The following is an 18203-nucleotide window of genomic DNA, read 5'->3' on the forward strand; positions in this document are numbered from 1 at the left end:
CCGTAGAATGGGGGTTTGAGCGGTTCTGAGCCGTGCGGCGCCCGGCAGGATTTGCCGATTGTAAACGCCTCGTTAACCAAAACAGGGCCACACCCGGCATGTGAGGATCGGGGCGGCTTGGGCATGCTGAAACTGAAGCTGGGCAAGAAGAAGAGCGAGGCGCCGGTCGGCGACGACGCCAACCTGCCCGCCGTAAGCGAGGCCGCGCCCGGCGCTGAGGGCGAAGACGGCGCCGCCGAGGCCTCGGGCAAGAAGAAGATCCCGCTGCTGTTCATCATCATTCCGGCGGCGCTTGTGGTGCTGGGCGGGGGCGGCGCGACCGCCTTCATGCTGATGAAGCCCAAGTCCGCCGAGGCGGCGGGCGGTCACGCGGCTCCGGCTAAGGAAGACAAGAAAAAGGACGGCGGCGGTCACGGCGGCGGCAAGGAGGGCGAGGCGCCCGCCGGCGCAGGCAAGATCGCGCCCGGTCCTGACGGCGTGACCTTCTACACCCTGCCGGACATGATCGTGAACATTCAGTCGGTGGACGGGCGCCCGACCTATCTGAAGCTGCGTCTGACGCTCGAGATGAAGGACGCCTCGGTGGCCTCGCACCTTCAGGCCGAGGCGCCGCGGATGCAGGACATGTTCCAGGGCTTCCTGCGCGAACTGCGCCCCGAGGATCTGGCCGGGTCGGCCGGGTCGTATCAGCTGCGCGCCGAAATCCTGCGCCGCGTGAACCTGATCGCGGCGCCCGGCAAGGTCGACGCCGTGCTGATCGAAGAAATGCTCGTGCAGTAATGAGCGACATCCTGGCTCCCGACAACGAACTGGATCCCTTCGGCGGCGACGCCGACCTGGGCGCCGACCTGGGCGCCGATCTGGGCGCGGGTCTGTCCGAGCGCGTGCTGAACCAGGATGAGATCGACAGCCTGCTGGGCTTCGACATGGGCGGCGGCGACGATGATGAGCGCAGCGGCATCCGCGCCATCATCAACTCGGCCCTGGTCTCCTACGAGCGCCTGCCGATGCTCGAAATCGTCTTCGACCGCCTGGTGCGGCTGATGACGACCAGCCTTCGCAACTTCACCTCCGACAACGTCGAGGTCAGCCTCGACACCATCAGCTCCATCCGCTTCGGCGACTATCTGAACTCCATCCCGCTGCCGGCCATCCTGGCGGTGTTCCGGGCCGAGGAGCTGGACAACTACGGCCTGCTGACGGTCGATTCCAACCTGATCTACTCCATCGTCGACGTCCTGCTGGGCGGGCGTCGCGGCACGGCTGCCCTGCGGATCGAGGGGCGGCCCTACACCACCATCGAACGGGTGCTGGTGCAGCGGATGGTCGAGGTCATCCTGAATGACGCGCGGCAGGCGTTCGAGCCGCTGACTCCTGTCCACTTCAATCTGGACCGGCTGGAGACCAACCCTCGCTTCGCCGCCATCGCGCGCCCCGCCAACGCCGCCATCCTGGTCAAGCTGCGCATCGACATGGAAGATCGCGGCGGCCGGGTCGAACTGCTGCTGCCCTATTCGACGCTGGAGCCCATCCGCAAGATGCTGCTGCAGCAGTTCATGGGCGAGAAGTTCGGCCGCGACAACATCTGGGAAGGCCACCTGGCCACCGAACTCTGGACCACCGAAACCGAGGTGCGCTGCGTGCTGGACGAGCAGCAGATGCCCCTGTCCAAGGTGTTGGACCTGAAGGTCGGCGACACGCTGATGCTGAACGCCACGCCTGAGTCCGAGGTCTCGGTGCGGGCGGGATCCATCCCGCTGACGACAGGCAAGATGGGCCGCAAGGGCCAGCACATCGCCGTTCGCGTCGAAGGCCCCATCAGCACCGACGCCGCCGCCCGTATCGCCAGAGGGACCCGCTGACATGACCGGCATCATCCTCGACTCCATCCTCATGCTGCTGCTGGTCGCGGCCATCGGCTACGGCATCAAGCTGGAGCGCAAGCTGAAGACCCTGCGCGAGGGTCAGCTGGCCTTCGCCGCCGCCGTGACGGAGCTGAACAGCGCCGCCGGACGCGCCGAACAGGCCCTGGCCACCCTGCGCGCCTCGGGTCAGGAGACCGACCTGCTGCACGACCGCATCATCAAGGCCCGCGCGGTGAAGCAGGAGCTGGAGGTGCTGATCGCCCGCGCCCCGGCCCGCCCGGTCGACAGCCGTATTGAAACGCGCGAGGACGAACGCCGCGCCGCCGCCAGGGCTCTGGCTGAGATCGAGGCGACCGCCGAGGCCGAACCGGCCCGCGCCTCTGTAGTCTCGCCCCTGCTGGATGACGAGACCCGCGCCCGCCGCATGGCGGCCCTGATGGAGCGCATCGAAGGCGCTCGCGCGGTCATGAAGGCCCCATCGCCCAAGCCGTCGCAGCCTGCGCCCGCGCCTGAGCGCGCCTCGCCGGTGATGCAGGCCCTGGCCGCTAACCATGCTGCGCAACAGAGCCTAAACCGCGCCCGCCGTAGTCTGGACGACGATCTGTTCGCTGCTTGATGTTGGCCCCTATGTCCGAGGCGCGGTCTCGGACGACTTGAGGGGCGATGATGTTACGCCGCTTTTTTCCTGAGTTTGACCGATGAGCAAGCTGCCCCGCCTTCTGCCCCTGATCGCCGTCGCCATCGGCGGCGTCGTGGCCGTGCGCGCTGCGGGCGTGGCGCCGGATCTGTTTCAGGGCGCGACCGCCTGGGCTCAGGAAGCCGCCGTCAAGGAAGGCGAGGGGGCCAAGTCCGAGCCCAAGCCCGCCCCCGCCGTCTGCGCCCTGACGCCCGAACAACTGGCCCAGCAGGCGGGGATTTCTCCGGCCGAGCTGCGCATCATCCAGTCCCTGTCCAAACGCCGCGACGCCCTGGACGCGCGCGACGCCGACTTCGCCACCACCCTGCCGCTGATGGTGGCCGCCGAGCAGAAGCTGGACGCCAAACTGCAGGCCCTGGAAGCCCTCAAGAGCGAGATCGGCGCCCTGATCGGCCAGGTCGACGAAAAGGAAAAGGCGGAAGAGGACCGTCTGGTCGCCGTCTACTCCGCCATGCGGCCCAAGGAGGCGGCGGCGGTCTTTTCGACCCTGGACGACAGCGTGCGCCTGCCGGTCGCCTCGGCCATGCGCCCCCGCACTCTGGCCGCCATCATGGCCCAGATGCCGCCCGCCGCCGCGCGTGAACTGACCGAGAAGCTGGCCAAGCGCTTCCAGGCCGAGCAGTACGCCGCCCGCGCCGCCGCCGTGGCTGCGCCCGCTGCGACCGCTCCGACCCCGACCCCAGCCGCCCAGCCTGCAGCGCCTGCGCCCGCGCCCGCCCAGGCGGCCCAGACGACGCCGCGCCGTCCGGCGGCTCGCCCCGCCGCCCAACCGGTGAGAAAGGCGGCTGCGCCCGCCGAAACCGGTCCGCGCCCCTATGCGGCGGCGGCCGACGCCCCGGCCGGGGCGCGCCAGTCGGTGCAGTAATCGTCCTAGCTCCTCCGCTATTGAGGGGAGGGGGAGAATGGTTGTCGCGAACCGCCCGCGCGGCTATTCAGCCCGCTTCGCCTTTTCATGAGACCTGCCATGTCCGACGCCCTGCCTGACCGCCTTTCGGTCGATCCCGACAGCCCCTTCCACGACGCCGACCTGCTGGCGCGTGGCGTGGGCATCCGCTTCAAGGGCGAGGAAAAGACCAACGTCGAGGAATACTGCGTCTCGGAAGGCTGGGTGCGCCTGGCCGTCGGCAACCGCGTCGACCGTCGCGGCAAGGCCCTGACCGTCAAGCTGCAAGGCCCGGTCGAGCCCTTCATCAAGGGCGAGTGATCGAGAGCCTTCGATTTCCGCTCTGGCGGCGAAGCTGAGACTTTCGGTCGCAGCCTTCGCCCGCTAGGGTCCGCGCCTCATTGTAGAGTTGGGGAGGCGCACTTGTCGTTCAATGCTCGTCTGATGGCCGCCAGCGCTTTGGCGCTCGGCCTGATCGCCACGCCGGTCCTGGCCCAGGACGCCAGGACCATCCGCGCCGCCGAACAGGTGCGCGACCAGGCGCTGAAGGGCAATATCGCCCTCGACTACGTCACCCAGATCACCACCCGCTTCGGCCCGCGCCCGGCGGGTTCGCGCGCCGAGCAGGACGCCTCGGCCTGGGCCGCCGATTACATGCGCGCCCACGGCTTCCAGAACGTCCGCATCGAGACCTTCCCCCTGATCGGTTGGGAGCGGGGCGAGGAAAGCGCCGAGATCCTCGGGGCCCGTCCGCAGAAGCTGGTCGTGGCGGCGCTCGGCCACTCCATCGCCACCCCCGCCGAGGGCGTCGAGGCGGACATCGTCTTCTTCGACGGCCTGGAAGCGTTGGCGGCCGCGCCCGCCGGGTCGCTGACCGGCAAGATCGCGGTGGTCGACGGCGGCCAGATGGTGCGCATGCAGAACGGCTCGGGCTACGGCTCTCTCTCGCGCATTCGCAGCGTCGGCCCGACCGAGGCGGCCAAGCGCGGCGCGGTCGCCTTCGTGATGCGCTCGGCCGGCTCGGACGAGCACCGGATGCCGCACACCGGCACCACCCGCTATGTCGACGGCAGGGTGCCGCTGCCGTCCTTCGCGCTCAGCGCGCCCGACGCCGATCAGATCGCGCGTCTGGTCGGCATGGGCGAGACGGTGCGCCTGCGCCTGAAATCCACCGCCCGCACCTATGAGACGGTCAGCCAGAACGTCATCGGCGACATCGTCGGCGCCGCGCGCCCGGACGAGATCATCGTCCTGGGTTCCCACATGGACAGCTGGGACCTAGGCACCGGCGCCATCGACGACGCCGCCGGCGGCGCCATCACCCTGGCGGCGGCCAAGCTGATCGCCGAACAGGGCCGCCCGGCCCGCACCATCCGCGTGGTCCTGTACGGCTCCGAAGAGGTCGCCCAGCCGACCGATCACGGCAACGGCGGCGGCGCCTATGTCCGCAACATCGGCGCAGGCGTCGAGAAGCACGTCATCGCCGGCGAAAGCGACTTCGGCGCCGACCGCGTCTACGCCCTGGGTCTGCCGCCGGGATCGCAGGGGACCGACTTCGCCCGCATCGCCGAGCGGATCCTGCGCCCGCTGGGCGTGCTGCCGGGCGAGCCGGAACTGTACGGCGGGGTCGACATCGGCCCGCTGGCCAAGGCGGGCGTCCCGGTCTTCGGCCTGCGCCAGGACGGCACGCGCTATTTCGACCTGCACCACACGGCCGACGACACCCTGGACAAGATCGACCCGGCCCAGATGACGCAGAACGTCGCCGCCTGGGCGGCTCTGGTGCGCCTGATCGCCGATTCAGATGTGGACTTCCGGGCCGCTCGTGCGGCACAGGAGGCCAAGCGCTGAGACGCGCCCTGCGAGCGTGGCGGAACTGGTAGACGCAAGCGACTTAAAATCGCTCGACCTCGGTCGTGCGGGTTCGATTCCCGCCGCTCGCACCATGAATGGCTTTATCGAGTTGCGCCCCCTGGCCGGCTTTTGGGGCTGGCCCTTCCAGGCGCCGGCGTGACCCGAGCGATCAACTGGGATAACAGGGCTCCCTTGCGCCGCAGTTCCGGCAGCGTTGGCGGAGGCGTGACTTGCCAAGAGTATTCCCCCTTCTGATTGCGCTCGTCCTGAGCATGAGCTTCGCCCAGCCTGCTTGTGCGATGCAGATCTTCGTCAAGACTCTGACCGGCAAGACCATTGCCCTTGAGGTAGAGCCGAGCGATTCGATCGACGCCGTGAAGGCGAAGATTCAGGACAAGGAAGGCATCCCCCCTCCCCAGCAGCGCCTGATCTTCGCTGGAGTGCAGTTGGAAGACGGGCGCACGCTTGCTGATTACAATATCCAGAAGGAGAGCACTCTCCACCTGGCTTTGCCGGCGGCGGCGGTCCCGACCATGTCCGAATGGGCGTTGATCATTCTTGCCTTGGGCCTGGCGGGCGGCGCGGGCGTCGCCATCCAGAGGCGGCGGCTCGCCTGAGGCTTTTCGCGCCAGACGGACAGCTGGATCAGAACTAAGCGCCTGCGTTCTCGAACGCAGGCGTTTTGCATTTTGGCCGCGTGCGAGGCGACCCTTCAAGGCGGCGGCGCTCGGCGGTCTGGCAGGGCGCGTTCACCCGCTGCATGAAAACCAATGTCGATGAATGAAGTTTTCGGTGTCGGTCGATTTCTTCGCCTTTAACCGGCATTTGTTGCGAGTAAAGTATAAAGCGTGATGAATATGGTTTTAGTTCATTTTCCCTTGCCGAAAGTTAAGGTTGGATGATCTTGGTTTGATTGTCTATCGCCTTGCTGGAAAGGGCCCGATTTCTGTCAAGACATTTGTGCTGCACAAAAACTTTATCTCGGCTTTGCTGTTGATGTATTAAGCTGTCTTCTCGTGGCTTGCGGGAGCGAGCCGCGCGGCGCGCCGGACGCGCCTTTTCCTTGCGCCTGGCGTTTTCGTCGGGTGCGAACGCAACCGTGACATCCCGTCTGCCTGCGCCTGGGGCGCGGCGGCGTCTTTGCGGCTGCGCGTAGGGCGGGCCGGGGGCTCGCCGGAAGTAGAACAGACAGGAGCGCAGGCGCGCGTGGACGACTTACAACTTCAACAACTGGGCGGGCCGCTGACGATCGGCCTGCTGGTGCTGTTCTTCGGCCTGACCATGCTGATTTCCTTCCGGATCAGCCGACGCAAGGAAAACGCCGACGCCTATATGACCGCCGGGAACGGGATCGGTCTGGGCGTCTCCGCCGCCTCGATGACGGCGACCTGGATCTGGGCGGCGTCGATGTATGCGTCCGCCACCTCGGGCTACGTCTACGGCATATCGGGGCCGATCCATTATGGGCTGTGGGGGGCGCTGATGATCCTGTTCATCTACCCCTACGGCCGCCGCATCCGCGCTGTGGCGCCGCGCGCCCATACGCTGGCCGAGGTCATGTACGCCCGGCACGGCCGCTCCAGCCAGCTGATGCTGGCGGGCTCCAACGTTCTGGGCAGCGTGATCAGCCTGACGTCCAACTTCATCGCCGGCGGCGCCCTGATCTCCATGCTGTCGCCGTTCAGCTTCAGCCAGGGCATCGTCGTCATCGCCGGCGGGGTGCTGCTCTACACCCTGTGGTCGGGCTTCCGCGCCTCGGTCCTGACCGACTTCATCCAGGTCTGCGCCATGCTGGGCGCCGTGGTGGTGATCATCCCGGCCATCTTCTTCGCCATGGGCGGCCCGGCGGTCTTCATCGAAGGCGCGTCCAATCTGACGCCGCAGCAGACCAGCTTCTTCTCGTCCGACGCCTTCCTGAACCAGGGCGCGCCCTATATCGCCGCCGTCCTGGCCTACGCCATCGGCAACCAGACCATCGCCCAGCGCCTGTTCGCCGTGCGCGAGGATCTGATCCGGCCGACCTTCATCACCGCCACGGTCGGTTACGGCGCGACCATCATCGGCATCGGCATGCTGGGCGTGGTGGCGCTCTACGCCGGGATCAATCCGATGGAGGGGGACCTCAACAACCTGATCCCGCAACTGGCCGGGACCTATTTCGGGCCTGTGCTGCTGAGCATCTTCTTCATCATGATCATCGGCTCGCTGGCCTCGACGGCGGATTCCGATCTGTCGGCCCTGTCGTCGATCATGATGGCCGACATTTACGGCCGTGCGGGCAAGCGCAAGGCCGACCCGCGCCTGATGTTGACCGTCGGGCGCGCCACCATGGTCATCGCCACCGGCGCGGCGCTGTATTTCGCCGGGGCGCGGATGAACATCCTGGACCTGCTGGTCCTGGTCGGCGCCATCTGGGGCGCGTTGGTCTTCCCCGTCATCGCCAGCTTCTATTGGGAGAAGGTGACCAACAAGGCCTTCACCGTCTCGGTGCTGGCGGCGCTGGCGATCTTCTTCCCGGTGCGGTTCGGCTGGATCCCGATGGACGGCGCTATCGGCTATGTCTTCGACGTGATCGCCGTGGTCGGCGTCGGCGTGGTTGCGGGCCTGATGACCTTCGGCTTCTTCGGCGCGAGAGCGGCGCGGATCGTCGGCTTCATCGCCGCCGTGGCCGTGGCGCCCTTCGCCATCGGCTTCCTGCATGACTACGCCGTGCTCAGCGGCTCGCTGATCGCCTATGCCGTCAGCACCGTGGTCTGCACCGCCATGTCGCTGTCCAATCAGGACGGGTTCGACTTCTCGCGCATCGCCCGCATGACCGGCGACTTCGATGTGGAGGAAGCCGAACCCGTCGCCGCCTCTGCGGCCGCCCCCGCCCGCTCGAGCTCGCAAATCCCCCAACCCCGCTAACAGGAGATCGCAATGACCCCTTTCTGGCTGACGACCTATGTCCTGATGTGGCCCGTCATCGTCGCGGGCGTGCTGGCTTTCATCGCCCGCGCCTTCTTCAAGGAGTGGCTGGACGCGCACCGGCGCGGCGAGCCGATGATCTGATGTCGAAGGGGGCTGCGGCCCCCTTTTTCATGCCCTGACTGTCTTGGACCCGTCATTGCAGACGGCTAGGGGTTGGAAGACATTCTGCTTCGCCTGGAGTTCCTGATGATCCGCAGCCGCCTTCTCGCCTCCGCCCTGGGGCTGACTCTCGGGCTTGCCGCCATGAGCGGAGTTGCACAGGCGGCCGAGGCGGCGTCCCCGAAGGCGGCCGCGACAGCGACGCCCGCGGGCGAGCGGGCCTCGCCCTCGCTGATCGTCACCATCGTAGTGGACCAGCTCAGCGCCAATCTGTTCAACCAGTATCGCAGCCAGTTCACCGGCGGGCTCAAGACCCTGGCCGATCAGGGCCTGGTCTCGATCAACGGCTATCAGACCCACGGCGTGACCGTGACCTGCGCCGGTCACTCCACCGTCCTGACGGGGGTGCACCCGACCCACAGCGGCATTCCGGCCAACGACTGGATCGACACCCGGACGGGGCAGGACACCTACTGCCTCGCCGCGCCGCAGAACACCCTGGCTCACGGCAAGAACACCGACAACGGCCCGGTCGGCCCGGAACAGCTCAGCGCCTCGACCCTGGGCGACTGGCTGAAGGCGGTCAGCCCTGAGAGCCGCGTCTACGGGGTGTCGGGCAAGGATCGCGGCGCCATCACCCTGGCCGGCCACAAGGGCGACGGCGCCTTCTGGCTGACCGACGGCTTCGGCTTCACCACCTATGTCGAGCCGGGTCAGTCGGCGCAGGCGCGGCTGGCGCCGGTGGCGGCGATCAACGCCCGCATGGCCGAGCGATTCAGCCCCGCCACGCCCAGCTGGACCTATACCAACGAAGCCTGCCGCCGTCTGGAAGGGCAGTGGACCATCGCGGGCCAGACCTTCGACTCCAAACTGCCGCCGGTGAACGACCGCTTCGACAACTCGCCGGTGCTGGACGAGCTGACGCTGGAAGGCGCCATCGAACTGCTGGAGACGCAGCAACTGGGCCGTCGCGGCGTCACCGACATGCTGGGCGTCAGCCTGTCGGCCACCGACCGGATCGGCCACGGCTTCGGCACTCAGGGCCCTGAAATGTGCGAGCAGATGCTGCGTCTGGACGCGGCCCTGGGCGCCTTCCTCGACCGGCTGTCGACCATCCCCGGCGGAGTGATCGTGGCGTTGACGGCCGACCACGGCGGTTCGGACTTCCCCGAGCGGTCGGCGGTCGAGGGCTATCCCCACGCGGGCCGGGTCGACCGCGCCCTGCAACCGCGCGTCAATGCGGCGCTGAAGGCCCGTTTCGGTCTCGACGCCGATCCGGTCGTGTCCTCGGCGGGCGGCTTCGTCATCGTCGACAGGGACCGCAGGTCGCTGGCCGAGCCGCTGCGCTCGCAGGTGCTGGCGGCCGCTGTCGAACTGCTGAACGCCGAGCCGCAGGTGGCCCTGGCCGTGTCGCGGGACGAACTTCTGGCTGAGCCTGCGCCGGCCTCGCTCAATCCCGAAGACCTAAGCGTGCGCGAACGCCTGCGTCTGTCGGCCGTAGCGGGCCGTTCGCCCGACATCCTGCGCGCCTGGCAGCCGGGCCTGACTGGCCAGGGCCGCGTCGGCGGCGCCATCTCCAGCCATGGGTCGCCCTGGGACTACGACCGCCGCGTGCCCATCGTCTTCTGGTGGCCGGGCGCGCAAGGCCAGGAGCGCTTCCTGCCGATGCGCACCATCGACATCGCCCCGACCTTGGCCAATCTCATCGGGATCGAACCGGGCGCTCCGATCGACGGCCGCTGCATGGACCTGCCTCAGTTCGCCAAGGGCCGGTGCGCGGCGGAATAGGTCGCGGAGGTGACAGGAGTGATCCCTTCTGGGCTGACGCGCACGGCGAGCGGCGTATGAGGGCGGATTTTTCCGCTCTCAACCGCTTGCGCCAGCATGTCTAAAAAACGGTCCGGCTGATCTAGAGGGAGACGGGTCAGGTCGCGGGCGCTGTAGAGCCACCATTGGCTGTTGAGCAGCCGGCGGATCGTGTCAGGGCGATGGCGCCAGCCGATGATTGTCGCGGGATTGCCGCCGACGATGGCGTAGGGCGGCACGTCCTTGGTTACTACGCTTCCGGCGGCGACGATGCAGCCTGTCCCGAGCGTGACGCCCATGCTCAGGGTCACGTCGCGTCCGACCCAGACATCGTGCTCGATGACCGGATAGGGCTTCAAGCCGATCGGGGAAAATTTGAACGCTTCTACGACGTTCTCATCCACGTGCCCCCGAACGATGTCGTTATGAGGCCGAAAAGCGATGATGGAGGTCGTCACCCAGTCTATCGGATGGGTGGAGTCCAATATGGCCAAGCCTGTCGATATCGAACAATAGCGCCCTATCCGCATGGCTTCGTGAAGCGCCGAATAGGAGTAGCTGTGCATGCCCATGGCGCACAGGCCGGACGACGCGTCGCCGCCGATCGAGGGTGTGTAAGGGCCTTTATAGAGTACGCATGGTCCCTCTATCTCAAAGGTTCTCATGACGCGGATATCGGTATCCACTCGCGCCCAACCATAGGTTTTTGATGGAGGCGGCGTATTCTGACACAGCATCACGCCTGCATTATAGAGGTGGTCAAGGCCTTCACGGGTGACGCGCATGGTACTCTTTAAACTGGGTCTGTGAGCGTGCAGGACTACAGTACCGTGAACGGTTCGCCACCCCATAACTCATCTGAAGACAAAGAGAGCTGGCGGATCTGGCGCTCATAAACTCGTGTTTCCGCGGCTTGAGGCGCTCTTACGCCCCTGCCGTTTCCTTGGCACAAGGGCTTGAGAAACGCCTCTGAGGGGAGGCGTCGGCCGTCAGAGCCACACGAGGAAACCCGTTTATGCAAAGAGCCCGCCGCGCCCGCATCGTCGCGACACTCGGACCCGCCAGCCGCGCGCCGGGAACCGTCAAGGCGCTGGCCCAGGCCGGGGTGGACGTCTTTCGCCTGAACTTCAGCCACGGCTCGCACGACGATCACGCCGCCGCCTTCAAGGCCGTGCGCGGCGCCGAGATGGCGCTGAAGCGGCCCCTGGGCGTGCTGGCCGACCTGCAAGGCCCCAAGCTGCGGCTGGGCCGCTTCGCCGATGTCGAGATCGACGTGAAGCCCGGCCACAAGATGCGTTTCGACCTGGACCCGGCTCTGGGCGACGAGACCCGTGTGCAGATGCCGCATCCGGAGATTTTCCGCGCCCTGCGCCCGGGCATGCTGCTGCTGATCGACGACGGACGCGTGCGCCTGCGCGTGGGCGAGCGCACCGACGAGTGGTGCGACGTCACGGTCGAGAGCGGCTCCAAACTGTCGGACCGCAAGGGGGTGGCCGTGCCCGAGGCGGTGGTGCCGGTCTCGGCCCTGACGCCCAAGGACCGCGAGGACCTGGCCTTTGCGCTTCGTCTCGGCGTCGACTGGGTGGCCCTCAGCTTCGTGCAGAAGGCCGAGGACATGGCCGAGCTGAAAAGCATCGTGAACGGTCAGGCCGCCTGTCTGGCCAAGATCGAAAAGCCCCAGGCCCTGAACGATCTGGATAGCATCCTCGACTATTGCGACGGCGTCATGGTTGCGCGCGGCGACCTGGGCGTCGAGATGGAGCCGGAAGAGGTGCCGGTCGCCCAGAAGAAGATCCTGCGCGCCGCCCGCCAGCGCGGGGTGCCCGCCATCGTCGCCACTCAGATGCTGGAATCCATGACCAGCTCGCCCGCCCCCACGCGAGCGGAGGCGTCCGACGTGGCCAACGCCGTCTATGAGGGCGCCGACGCCCTGATGCTGTCGGCCGAGACGGCGGCGGGCGACTATCCGCTGGAAGCGGTGGCCATCATGAACCGCATCATGGAACGGGTGGAGCGCGACCCCCTGTGGCCGGGCCTGATGGACGCCGAACACGCCGGGATGGACATCGACGATGTCGACGCCCTGGTCGCGGCGGCGAGGAAGGCGGCCGAGGCGTCCTCGACGGCCTGCATGGTGGTGTTCACCACCCTGGGCGGCACGGCCCGGCGCATGTCGCGCGAGCGGCCGCTGCAGCCGGTGCTGGCCCTGACGCCCAAGCCGGAGACGGCGCGCCGGCTGGCCCTCGTCTGGGGGCTGGAGCCGCGCCTTGGCGATCAGCCGACCTCGCTGGAGGGTTTGACCGACGATGCGGTCCAGGCGGCCATGCTTTACGGCCTCGCCGAGCCGGGCCAGCGCATCCTCATCCTGGCTGGAACGCCGTTTGGCGCGCCGGGCGCGGCGAATCTGTTGCGTCTGGCCCATGCTCCGGCCCATGCTGCGCCTCGCGGCGGACAAGGGGCGAGGCGCGCCCGCGGAACCTGACGGGGCGGAATGATCAAATACATCGGCTCAAAGCGGGCGCTTCTGGGCCATGTGGCGGGAGCGGTGCGGGCGGCTCTGCCTGAGGGCGGCATGGTCTGCGACCTGTTCTCCGGCACGGCGCGCGTCGGCCACCGGCTGAAGCGCGACGGCTTCCGCGTCTGGTCGAACGATCACAACGCCTATGCCCATGTCCTGGCCACGACCTATGTGCAGGCGGACCGCGAAGTCTGGGCCGAGCGCGCCGAGGCCGTGCTGGCCGAACTGCGCACCGTGCAGCCAGAGGCCGGCTGGTTCACCCGCACCTTCTGCGAAGAGGCCCGCTTCTTCCACCCCGACAACGGCGCCCGTATCGACGCCATGCGCGAGCGCATCGAAACGATGGGGCTGGAGCCGGAGCTTAAGTCCGTCGTCCTGGTCGCCCTGATGGAGGCGGCCGACCGCGTGGATTCCACGGCGGGCCTGCAGATGGCCTATATGAAGCAGTGGGCGCCGCGCGCGCTGAAACCGCTGGAGCTGCGCCTGCCCGACCTGCTGCCCGGCGTGGTTTCGGGACCGTGCGTGGCGACGCGTGGCGACGCCGTGGAGATCGCGACCGAGGTCGAGGCCGATCTGGTCTATCTGGATCCGCCGTACAATCAGCACTCCTATCTGGCCAACTACCACTGCTGGGAAAGCCTGGTGCTGTGGGACAAGCCTGAGACCTATGGCGTGGCGCGCAAACGGATCGATGTGAAGACGCGCAAGAGCGCCTTCAACAGCCGCCCCGGCATCGGCCCGGCCATGCAGTCGGTGATCGAAGGGCTGAAGGCGCCGAACCTGATCGTCAGCTTCAACGACGAGGGCTATCTGAGCCGCGAGGATCTGGTGGCCATGCTGGCGTCGCGCGGTCACGTCCAGGTGCTCGATATCCCCTATCCCCGCTACGTCGGCGCCCGGATCGGCATCCATAATCTGAAGGGCGAGAAGGTCGGTGCGGTGGGGCGCCTGCGCAACGTCGAACACCTGTTCGTCGTCACCGATCGGCCCGTGGTCCTGCCGGTGGCCGCCTGACCTGACGGACGCGCTAGGGCGAAGACCGAAGGAACGAAGCTGGCGGCCTGTCGTTTTGCTGACATGCGTTCGTTTGCTTCTCCCCGTTCCCATAGTGATTTCGACACCGCGCGCCGCGCGGCGGGCGATCAGGCTGGGGCCTCCCGGTTCGGGCGGAGGCTGGCGATCGATACGACTTCCGCCAGCGTCAAACGCCCAGCGCACCGCGACAGCGTGGGGCGCGGGTTGGACGGATGGACCATCTTCCTGCTGGGCGCCCTCGTAGCGGGCATCATGGGCATGATGCTGGGCGGCGTCCTGTCGGTCTGAACCGTTAGGCGGCTTCCAGCAAAGCCCTGATCGGCGCCCAGCTGCGCCGATGCTCCGGGCAGGGGCCGAGCGCCTGCAGCGCCTTCTGATGAAGGGGGGCGTTATAGCCCTTGTGGCTGGCGAAGCCGTAGCCGGGGTAGGTCGCATCCATCTCGATCATCAGCCGATCCCGGGCCGTCTTGGCCAGGATGGACGCCGCCGCGATGGACAGGGAGCGGGTGTCGCCCTTGACCACGGGCGTCACCGCGCAGGGCAGGGGAAAGCGGTAGTTGCCGTCCACCAGGGCGTGCACCGGCGGATGGGCCAGGGCCTCGACCGCCCGCCGCATGGCCAGGCCTGTGGCGTGAAGGATGTTCAGCTGGTCGATCTCCTCGACCGAGGCGAAGCCGACGCCCCAGGCCAGGGCGCGGGTCTTGATGTCGATCTCCAGCACCGCGCGGCGCTTTTCGGTCAGGGCCTTGGAATCATCGATTCCCTTGGGCAGGTCGTCGGGGTTCAGGATCACCGCCGCCGCCGACACCGGCCCGGCCCACGGTCCCCGGCCCGCCTCGTCGATCCCGCAGATATGGCCGTTCCACGTCGACCGGGCCTCCAGCTCCAGCAGCAGTGTGGGGAAGGCGCGATCAGGCTTGCAGGGAGCTTTCGAGGCAGGGGCTTTAGGCGACGTCATCACGCCCCAGTGCCACGAAGCCCGGCCGGACGGAAGGCCTGCAAGACAGAGGAGGGCGGGTCGCGGCGCCGCCTCACGGCGCATGGTAGGCCCGGAGGGACTCGAACCCCCAACCAGACCGTTATGAGCGGTCGGCTCTAACCATTGAGCTACGGGCCCCCGAGCGCATGGAAGGCCGTGCCTAGCAGGGGACGCGTCGGCTGCAAAGCCGCCTTGGACCTGTCGCGCTTTTCACGCCGATGAATGGAACCTGCACGGGGGTCTTCCGCGTTCGTTCAGCTTGAAACGGTCAAGTTAGGCCGTGGCTGGCGAACACGCCCGCCTGAACGATTTCGACGGAGACCTCCCCATGACCCGCACCTCACGCGCCCTGATGATGGGCGCGGCCCTGATCACCTTGGCGGCGCCGGCCGTCGCGTCCGCCGCCTCTGGCGCTCAATCTCAGCCCGGCGGCGCTTCTCCGATCCAGGTGCACGCCATGGCGCAACAACCCGCCCTGAACCTGTCGGCCTACGGCGAGGTCAAGGTCGCGCCGGACCAGGCGACGATCAACTTCGGCGTGGTGACCGAGGCCCCGACGGCCCAGGAGGCCATGGCCCAGAACGCCCAGCAGATGACGCGCGTCATCGCCGCCCTGCGCCGCGCCGGCATCGCCGAGCGCGACATCCAGACCTCGGGCCTCAACCTGTCGGCGCAGTACGACTATCAGCAGAACGAACCGCCCAAGCTGCGCGGCTATCAGGCTTCGAACCGCGTCACCGTGACCATCAACGACCTGACCAAGGTCGGCGCGACCGCCGACGCCGTGGTCACGGCCGGCGTCAATCAGATCGACGGCATCAGCTTCGGCCTGAAGGATCCCAAGGCCGCCGAGGATCAGGCCCGCGTGCTGGCCGTGCGCGCCCTGCAGGACAAGGCGCGCCTGTACGCCGACGCCATGGGCGTGCAGCTGGGGCAGGTGCGCTCCCTGACCGAGGGCGGCGGCTACGTGCCGGAAGTGCGCCCTCAGGCCATGTACGCCCGCGCGGCGATGGACGCCGGCGGCGCCTCGACCCCGGTCTCAGCTGGCGAGCTGTCGGTCCGCATCGACATCAGCGGCGCCTACGACATCGGCCGCTGATCCCGTCCGGATGAAATGATGAGGGCTCGCTGGCGACGGCGAGCCCTTTTTCATAGGTTTATTACCGTCCATTCATTTGACGGAGCGGACGCGGCCTCTATCCTCACGCTTGGCCGCTTCTGGCCGCGATCCTGGACGTCCGCCTTCCCATGAAGCAGTTCTTCCTCACCATGCTGGGCGTCTTCGCCGGGCTTGTGGCCTTTTTCGTCGTCCTGCCCGTCGTGGCGCTGATCTTCTTCGCCATGGCGGCTGGCGCCTCCAAGCCTTCGACGCCCGCCCATACGGTGTTGGAGCTCGACCTGCGCAGCGGGCTGACGGACCAGACGCCGACCAATCCCTTCGCGGCCTTCAGCGGCCCCAGCATGTCGGTGGTTCAGGTCGTGGACGTCCTGGCCCAGGCGGCGGCCGACGACAACGTCAAGGTCCTGCTGGTGCGCGCGCCCGAAGCCGGCATGACGCCCGCCTCGGCCGATGAGGTGCGCCAGGCGATCGCCCGCTTCCGCGCCGCGGGCAAGACGGTCATCGCCCACAGCCAGGGCTTCATGCCGGTGGGCGCGGTGATGTCCAGCTATATGGTCGCCGCCAGCGCCGATCAGCTGTGGCTGCAGAACACGGCGGGCTTCCAGGCCGTCGGTTTGGCGGCGGACAGCGTCTTCCTGGGCCGCGCCTTCCAGAGGTACGGCGTCAAGGCCGACTTCGAGCAGCGCTACGAATACAAGAACGCCGTCAACGAGTTCACCCAGAGCGACTTCACCGCGCCGCACCGCGAAGCCATGCTGGCCTGGATGGGCTCCATCCACGACAACGCCATCGCCAACATCGCCCGCGACCGCAAGACGACGCCGGACGCCCTGAAGGCCGTCATCGAGGCCGGCCCCTATTCGGCCGATCAGGCCCTGTCGCTGAAGCTGGTCGACAAGATCGGTCAGGTCGAAGAGGCCGAAGCGGCAGCCAAGACCAAGGCGGGCAAGGACGCCAAGATCGTCAAGTTCGGCGACTACGCTTCGCTGAAGGGGACGCGCACGACGTCGGGCTCGGGCTCGGCCAAGTCGGCCATCGCCATCGTCGGCGGCGAGGGCGCCATCATGACCGGTCGCGGCTCCAACGATTCGCCCTTCGGCGGCGGCTCCAACATTCGTTCGGACGACACCGCCAAGGCCATCTATGACGCAATCGAGGACAAGGACGTGAAGGCCATCGTCTTCCGCGTCTCCTCGCCGGGCGGCTCGCCCGAAGCTTCGGAACAGGTGCTGGCCGCCGTGCGCGCGGCCAAGGCGGCGGGCAAGCCGGTGGTCGTGTCCATGGGCGCCTACGCCGCGTCGGGCGGCTATTGGATCAGCTCGGAAGCCGACTGGATCGTGGCCCAGCCCTCGACCCTGACCGGCTCGATCGGCGTCTTCGGCGGCAAGTTCGTGCTGGCCGACGCCTTGGGCCGTTTCGGCGTCGACATGCGCGGTCTGTCGGTCGGCGGCGACTACGCCGACGCCTTCTCGCCGACGCAGACCTTCGATCAGGGCCAGCGCGCCGCCTTCGCCGCCTCGATGGACCGCATCTACGAAGAGTTCGTCGCCCGCGTCGCTAAGGGCCGCAAGCTGCCGGTCGAGCGCGTGCGCGAGATCGCCAAGGGCCGTGTCTGGACCGGCGCCCAGGCGCACGGCCTGGGTCTGGTCGATCAACTGGGCGGTCTGAACGAGGCTGTGGCTAAGGCCCGCGAACTGGCCAAGATCCCGGCTGAGGAGAACGTCCGCTTCAAGCGCTTTCCGCAACCGCAGTCGCCGTGGGAGGCGCTCGCTACCGCCTTCGGCGCCTCGGGCCAGGCCGCCGAGGCCATGGTCAAGGTCGGCCAGGTGATGGGCGATCCCGCCGCCCAGGCCGTTCTGAACCGGGTCGAAGTCGACCGGATGCGCAGCCGCGGCGCTGTTGTTCTGGCCGATCAGCCCGCCTTCTGAGCCGGGCCGGGACCGCAAAAGTGACTGGTGCGTGATGTCGCAGTCCATTGACCGTTCAGGTCGATGGTCCGACATTGCGCCTCAGGCGTTCATCCGGACGCTGAGAGAGGTTTTGAGTTCATGATCAACTCCGACCCGATGGGCCCGCTGGGTTTCAATGCGCGCCGTCGGCCGGGTTCCGGCCTGCTGGCGCCCTTCTTTTGGGCGGCGGGTCTGATCGCCACCGCCCTGGCTGTCGCCGTGGGCGCGCTGTTGGCGGTGTTCACCGCCGCCGCCGTGGCTCTGATCGCCGTGGTAGGCGGAGTTCTGGTCTTCGTCGCGGGTTTCGCCCTGCGCGCACGACGCGCCATGACCGCCCGTCGTCGTCGGGATGAGGGCGTGATCGACGCCAAAAAGGTCGGCGACACCTGGGTGACGTACGGCTGGGAAAAGGAAGGGCGCTGATCGGC

General features: G+C 67.6%; 18 protein-coding genes and 2 tRNA genes. 17 read left to right on the forward strand and 3 right to left on the reverse strand.

Features of this window, described 5'->3' with window-relative positions; genetic code table 11:
* Positions 1-123 precede the first annotated feature (123 nt).
* The 11 genes from DA69_RS01480 to DA69_RS01525 all read left to right on the forward strand — a co-directional run bounded on the left by DA69_RS01480 (position 124) and on the right by DA69_RS01525 (position 10156).
* Complete coding sequence (locus tag DA69_RS01480; RefSeq protein WP_025977793.1) at positions 124-780, forward strand: flagellar basal body-associated FliL family protein; 657 nt, start codon at positions 124-126, stop codon at positions 778-780.
* Positions 780-1862 carry a flagellar motor switch protein FliM gene (fliM, locus tag DA69_RS01485; RefSeq protein ID WP_025977792.1) on the forward strand — a complete coding sequence of 361 codons (1083 nt, stop codon included), beginning with the start codon at positions 780-782 and terminating at the stop codon, positions 1860-1862. Before DA69_RS01480 ends, fliM begins: the two co-directional genes overlap by 1 nt.
* Before the next feature lies 1 nt (position 1863).
* Positions 1864-2481: a DUF6468 domain-containing protein gene (locus DA69_RS01490; RefSeq protein WP_025977791.1), complete on the forward strand. Its 618-nt coding sequence runs from the start codon at positions 1864-1866 to the stop codon at positions 2479-2481.
* An 82-nt stretch (positions 2482-2563) separates the two neighbouring features.
* Positions 2564-3427, forward strand: coding sequence for a MotE family protein (locus tag DA69_RS01495; protein ID WP_025977790.1), 864 nt, complete (start codon positions 2564-2566; stop codon positions 3425-3427).
* Between the two features lie 99 nt (positions 3428-3526).
* Positions 3527-3766: a DUF3297 family protein gene (locus DA69_RS01500; RefSeq protein ID WP_003169732.1), complete on the forward strand. Its 240-nt coding sequence runs from the start codon at positions 3527-3529 to the stop codon at positions 3764-3766.
* A 123-nt stretch (positions 3767-3889) separates the two neighbouring features.
* Positions 3890-5296: a M20/M25/M40 family metallo-hydrolase gene (locus DA69_RS01505; protein ID WP_029972601.1), complete on the forward strand. Its 1407-nt coding sequence runs from the start codon at positions 3890-3892 to the stop codon at positions 5294-5296.
* Positions 5297-5306: 10 nt separating this feature from the next.
* A tRNA-Leu gene (locus DA69_RS01510) sits at positions 5307-5391 on the forward strand.
* A 180-nt stretch (positions 5392-5571) separates the two neighbouring features.
* Positions 5572-5916 (forward strand): ubiquitin family protein, encoded by a 345-nt coding sequence (locus DA69_RS01515; RefSeq protein WP_051582114.1) that lies wholly within the window; start codon positions 5572-5574, stop codon positions 5914-5916.
* A gap of 589 nt (positions 5917-6505) precedes the next feature.
* Positions 6506-8206 (forward strand): sodium:solute symporter family protein, encoded by a 1701-nt coding sequence (locus tag DA69_RS01520; RefSeq protein WP_025977787.1) that lies wholly within the window; start codon positions 6506-6508, stop codon positions 8204-8206.
* 12 nt (positions 8207-8218) lie between these two features.
* On the forward strand, positions 8219-8350 hold the full coding sequence (locus tag DA69_RS14815) for a putative transporter small subunit (RefSeq protein ID WP_025977786.1): 132 nt from the start codon (positions 8219-8221) through the stop codon (positions 8348-8350).
* 105 nt (positions 8351-8455) lie between these two features.
* Positions 8456-10156 carry an alkaline phosphatase family protein gene (locus DA69_RS01525; RefSeq protein WP_029972599.1) on the forward strand — a complete coding sequence of 567 codons (1701 nt, stop codon included), beginning with the start codon at positions 8456-8458 and terminating at the stop codon, positions 10154-10156.
* Here DA69_RS01525 and DA69_RS01530 read toward each other — a convergent pair.
* Positions 10123-10959, reverse strand: coding sequence for a CatB-related O-acetyltransferase (locus tag DA69_RS01530; RefSeq protein ID WP_167349624.1), 837 nt, complete (start codon positions 10957-10959; stop codon positions 10123-10125). The two genes, DA69_RS01525 and DA69_RS01530, sit on opposite strands and share 34 nt — an antisense overlap.
* 230 nt (positions 10960-11189) lie before the next feature.
* On the opposite strand from DA69_RS01530, the gene pyk reads away from it, so the two are divergent.
* From pyk to DA69_RS01545, 3 genes are all read left to right on the forward strand, one after another.
* The gene (gene pyk, locus DA69_RS01535; RefSeq protein WP_025977783.1) at positions 11190-12656 is read left to right on the forward strand and encodes a pyruvate kinase; all 1467 of its coding nucleotides are present in this window, start codon (positions 11190-11192) and stop codon (positions 12654-12656) included.
* 9 nt (positions 12657-12665) lie between these two features.
* Complete coding sequence (locus DA69_RS01540; RefSeq protein ID WP_025977782.1) at positions 12666-13706, forward strand: DNA adenine methylase; 1041 nt, start codon at positions 12666-12668, stop codon at positions 13704-13706.
* Positions 13707-13769: 63 nt separating this feature from the next.
* The gene (locus tag DA69_RS01545) at positions 13770-14015 is read left to right on the forward strand and encodes a hypothetical protein (RefSeq protein ID WP_025977781.1); all 246 of its coding nucleotides are present in this window, start codon (positions 13770-13772) and stop codon (positions 14013-14015) included.
* A 4-nt stretch (positions 14016-14019) separates the two neighbouring features.
* On the opposite strand, the gene DA69_RS01550 is transcribed toward DA69_RS01545, so the two are convergent.
* Positions 14020-14685 carry a ribonuclease HII gene (locus DA69_RS01550; RefSeq protein WP_064108305.1) on the reverse strand — a complete coding sequence of 222 codons (666 nt, stop codon included), beginning with the start codon at positions 14683-14685 and terminating at the stop codon, positions 14020-14022.
* An 83-nt stretch (positions 14686-14768) separates the two neighbouring features.
* Positions 14769-14844: transfer RNA gene (locus DA69_RS01555), tRNA-Ile, on the reverse strand.
* A gap of 190 nt (positions 14845-15034) precedes the next feature.
* Between DA69_RS01555 and DA69_RS01560 the strand changes: the two genes are divergently transcribed.
* The 3 genes from DA69_RS01560 to DA69_RS01570 all read left to right on the forward strand — a co-directional run bounded on the left by DA69_RS01560 (position 15035) and on the right by DA69_RS01570 (position 18198).
* Positions 15035-15805: an SIMPL domain-containing protein gene (locus tag DA69_RS01560; protein WP_025977779.1), complete on the forward strand. Its 771-nt coding sequence runs from the start codon at positions 15035-15037 to the stop codon at positions 15803-15805.
* A 149-nt stretch (positions 15806-15954) separates the two neighbouring features.
* Complete coding sequence (gene sppA, locus DA69_RS01565) at positions 15955-17754, forward strand: signal peptide peptidase SppA (RefSeq protein WP_025977778.1); 1800 nt, start codon at positions 15955-15957, stop codon at positions 17752-17754.
* Positions 17755-17874: 120 nt separating this feature from the next.
* Positions 17875-18198, forward strand: coding sequence for a hypothetical protein (locus DA69_RS01570; protein ID WP_025977777.1), 324 nt, complete (start codon positions 17875-17877; stop codon positions 18196-18198).
* The last annotated feature ends 5 nt before the right edge of the window (positions 18199-18203 follow it).

The sequence above is a fragment of the Brevundimonas naejangsanensis genome, assembly GCF_000635915.2.
GTDB classification, from domain to species: Bacteria; Pseudomonadota; Alphaproteobacteria; order Caulobacterales; family Caulobacteraceae; genus Brevundimonas; species Brevundimonas sanguinis.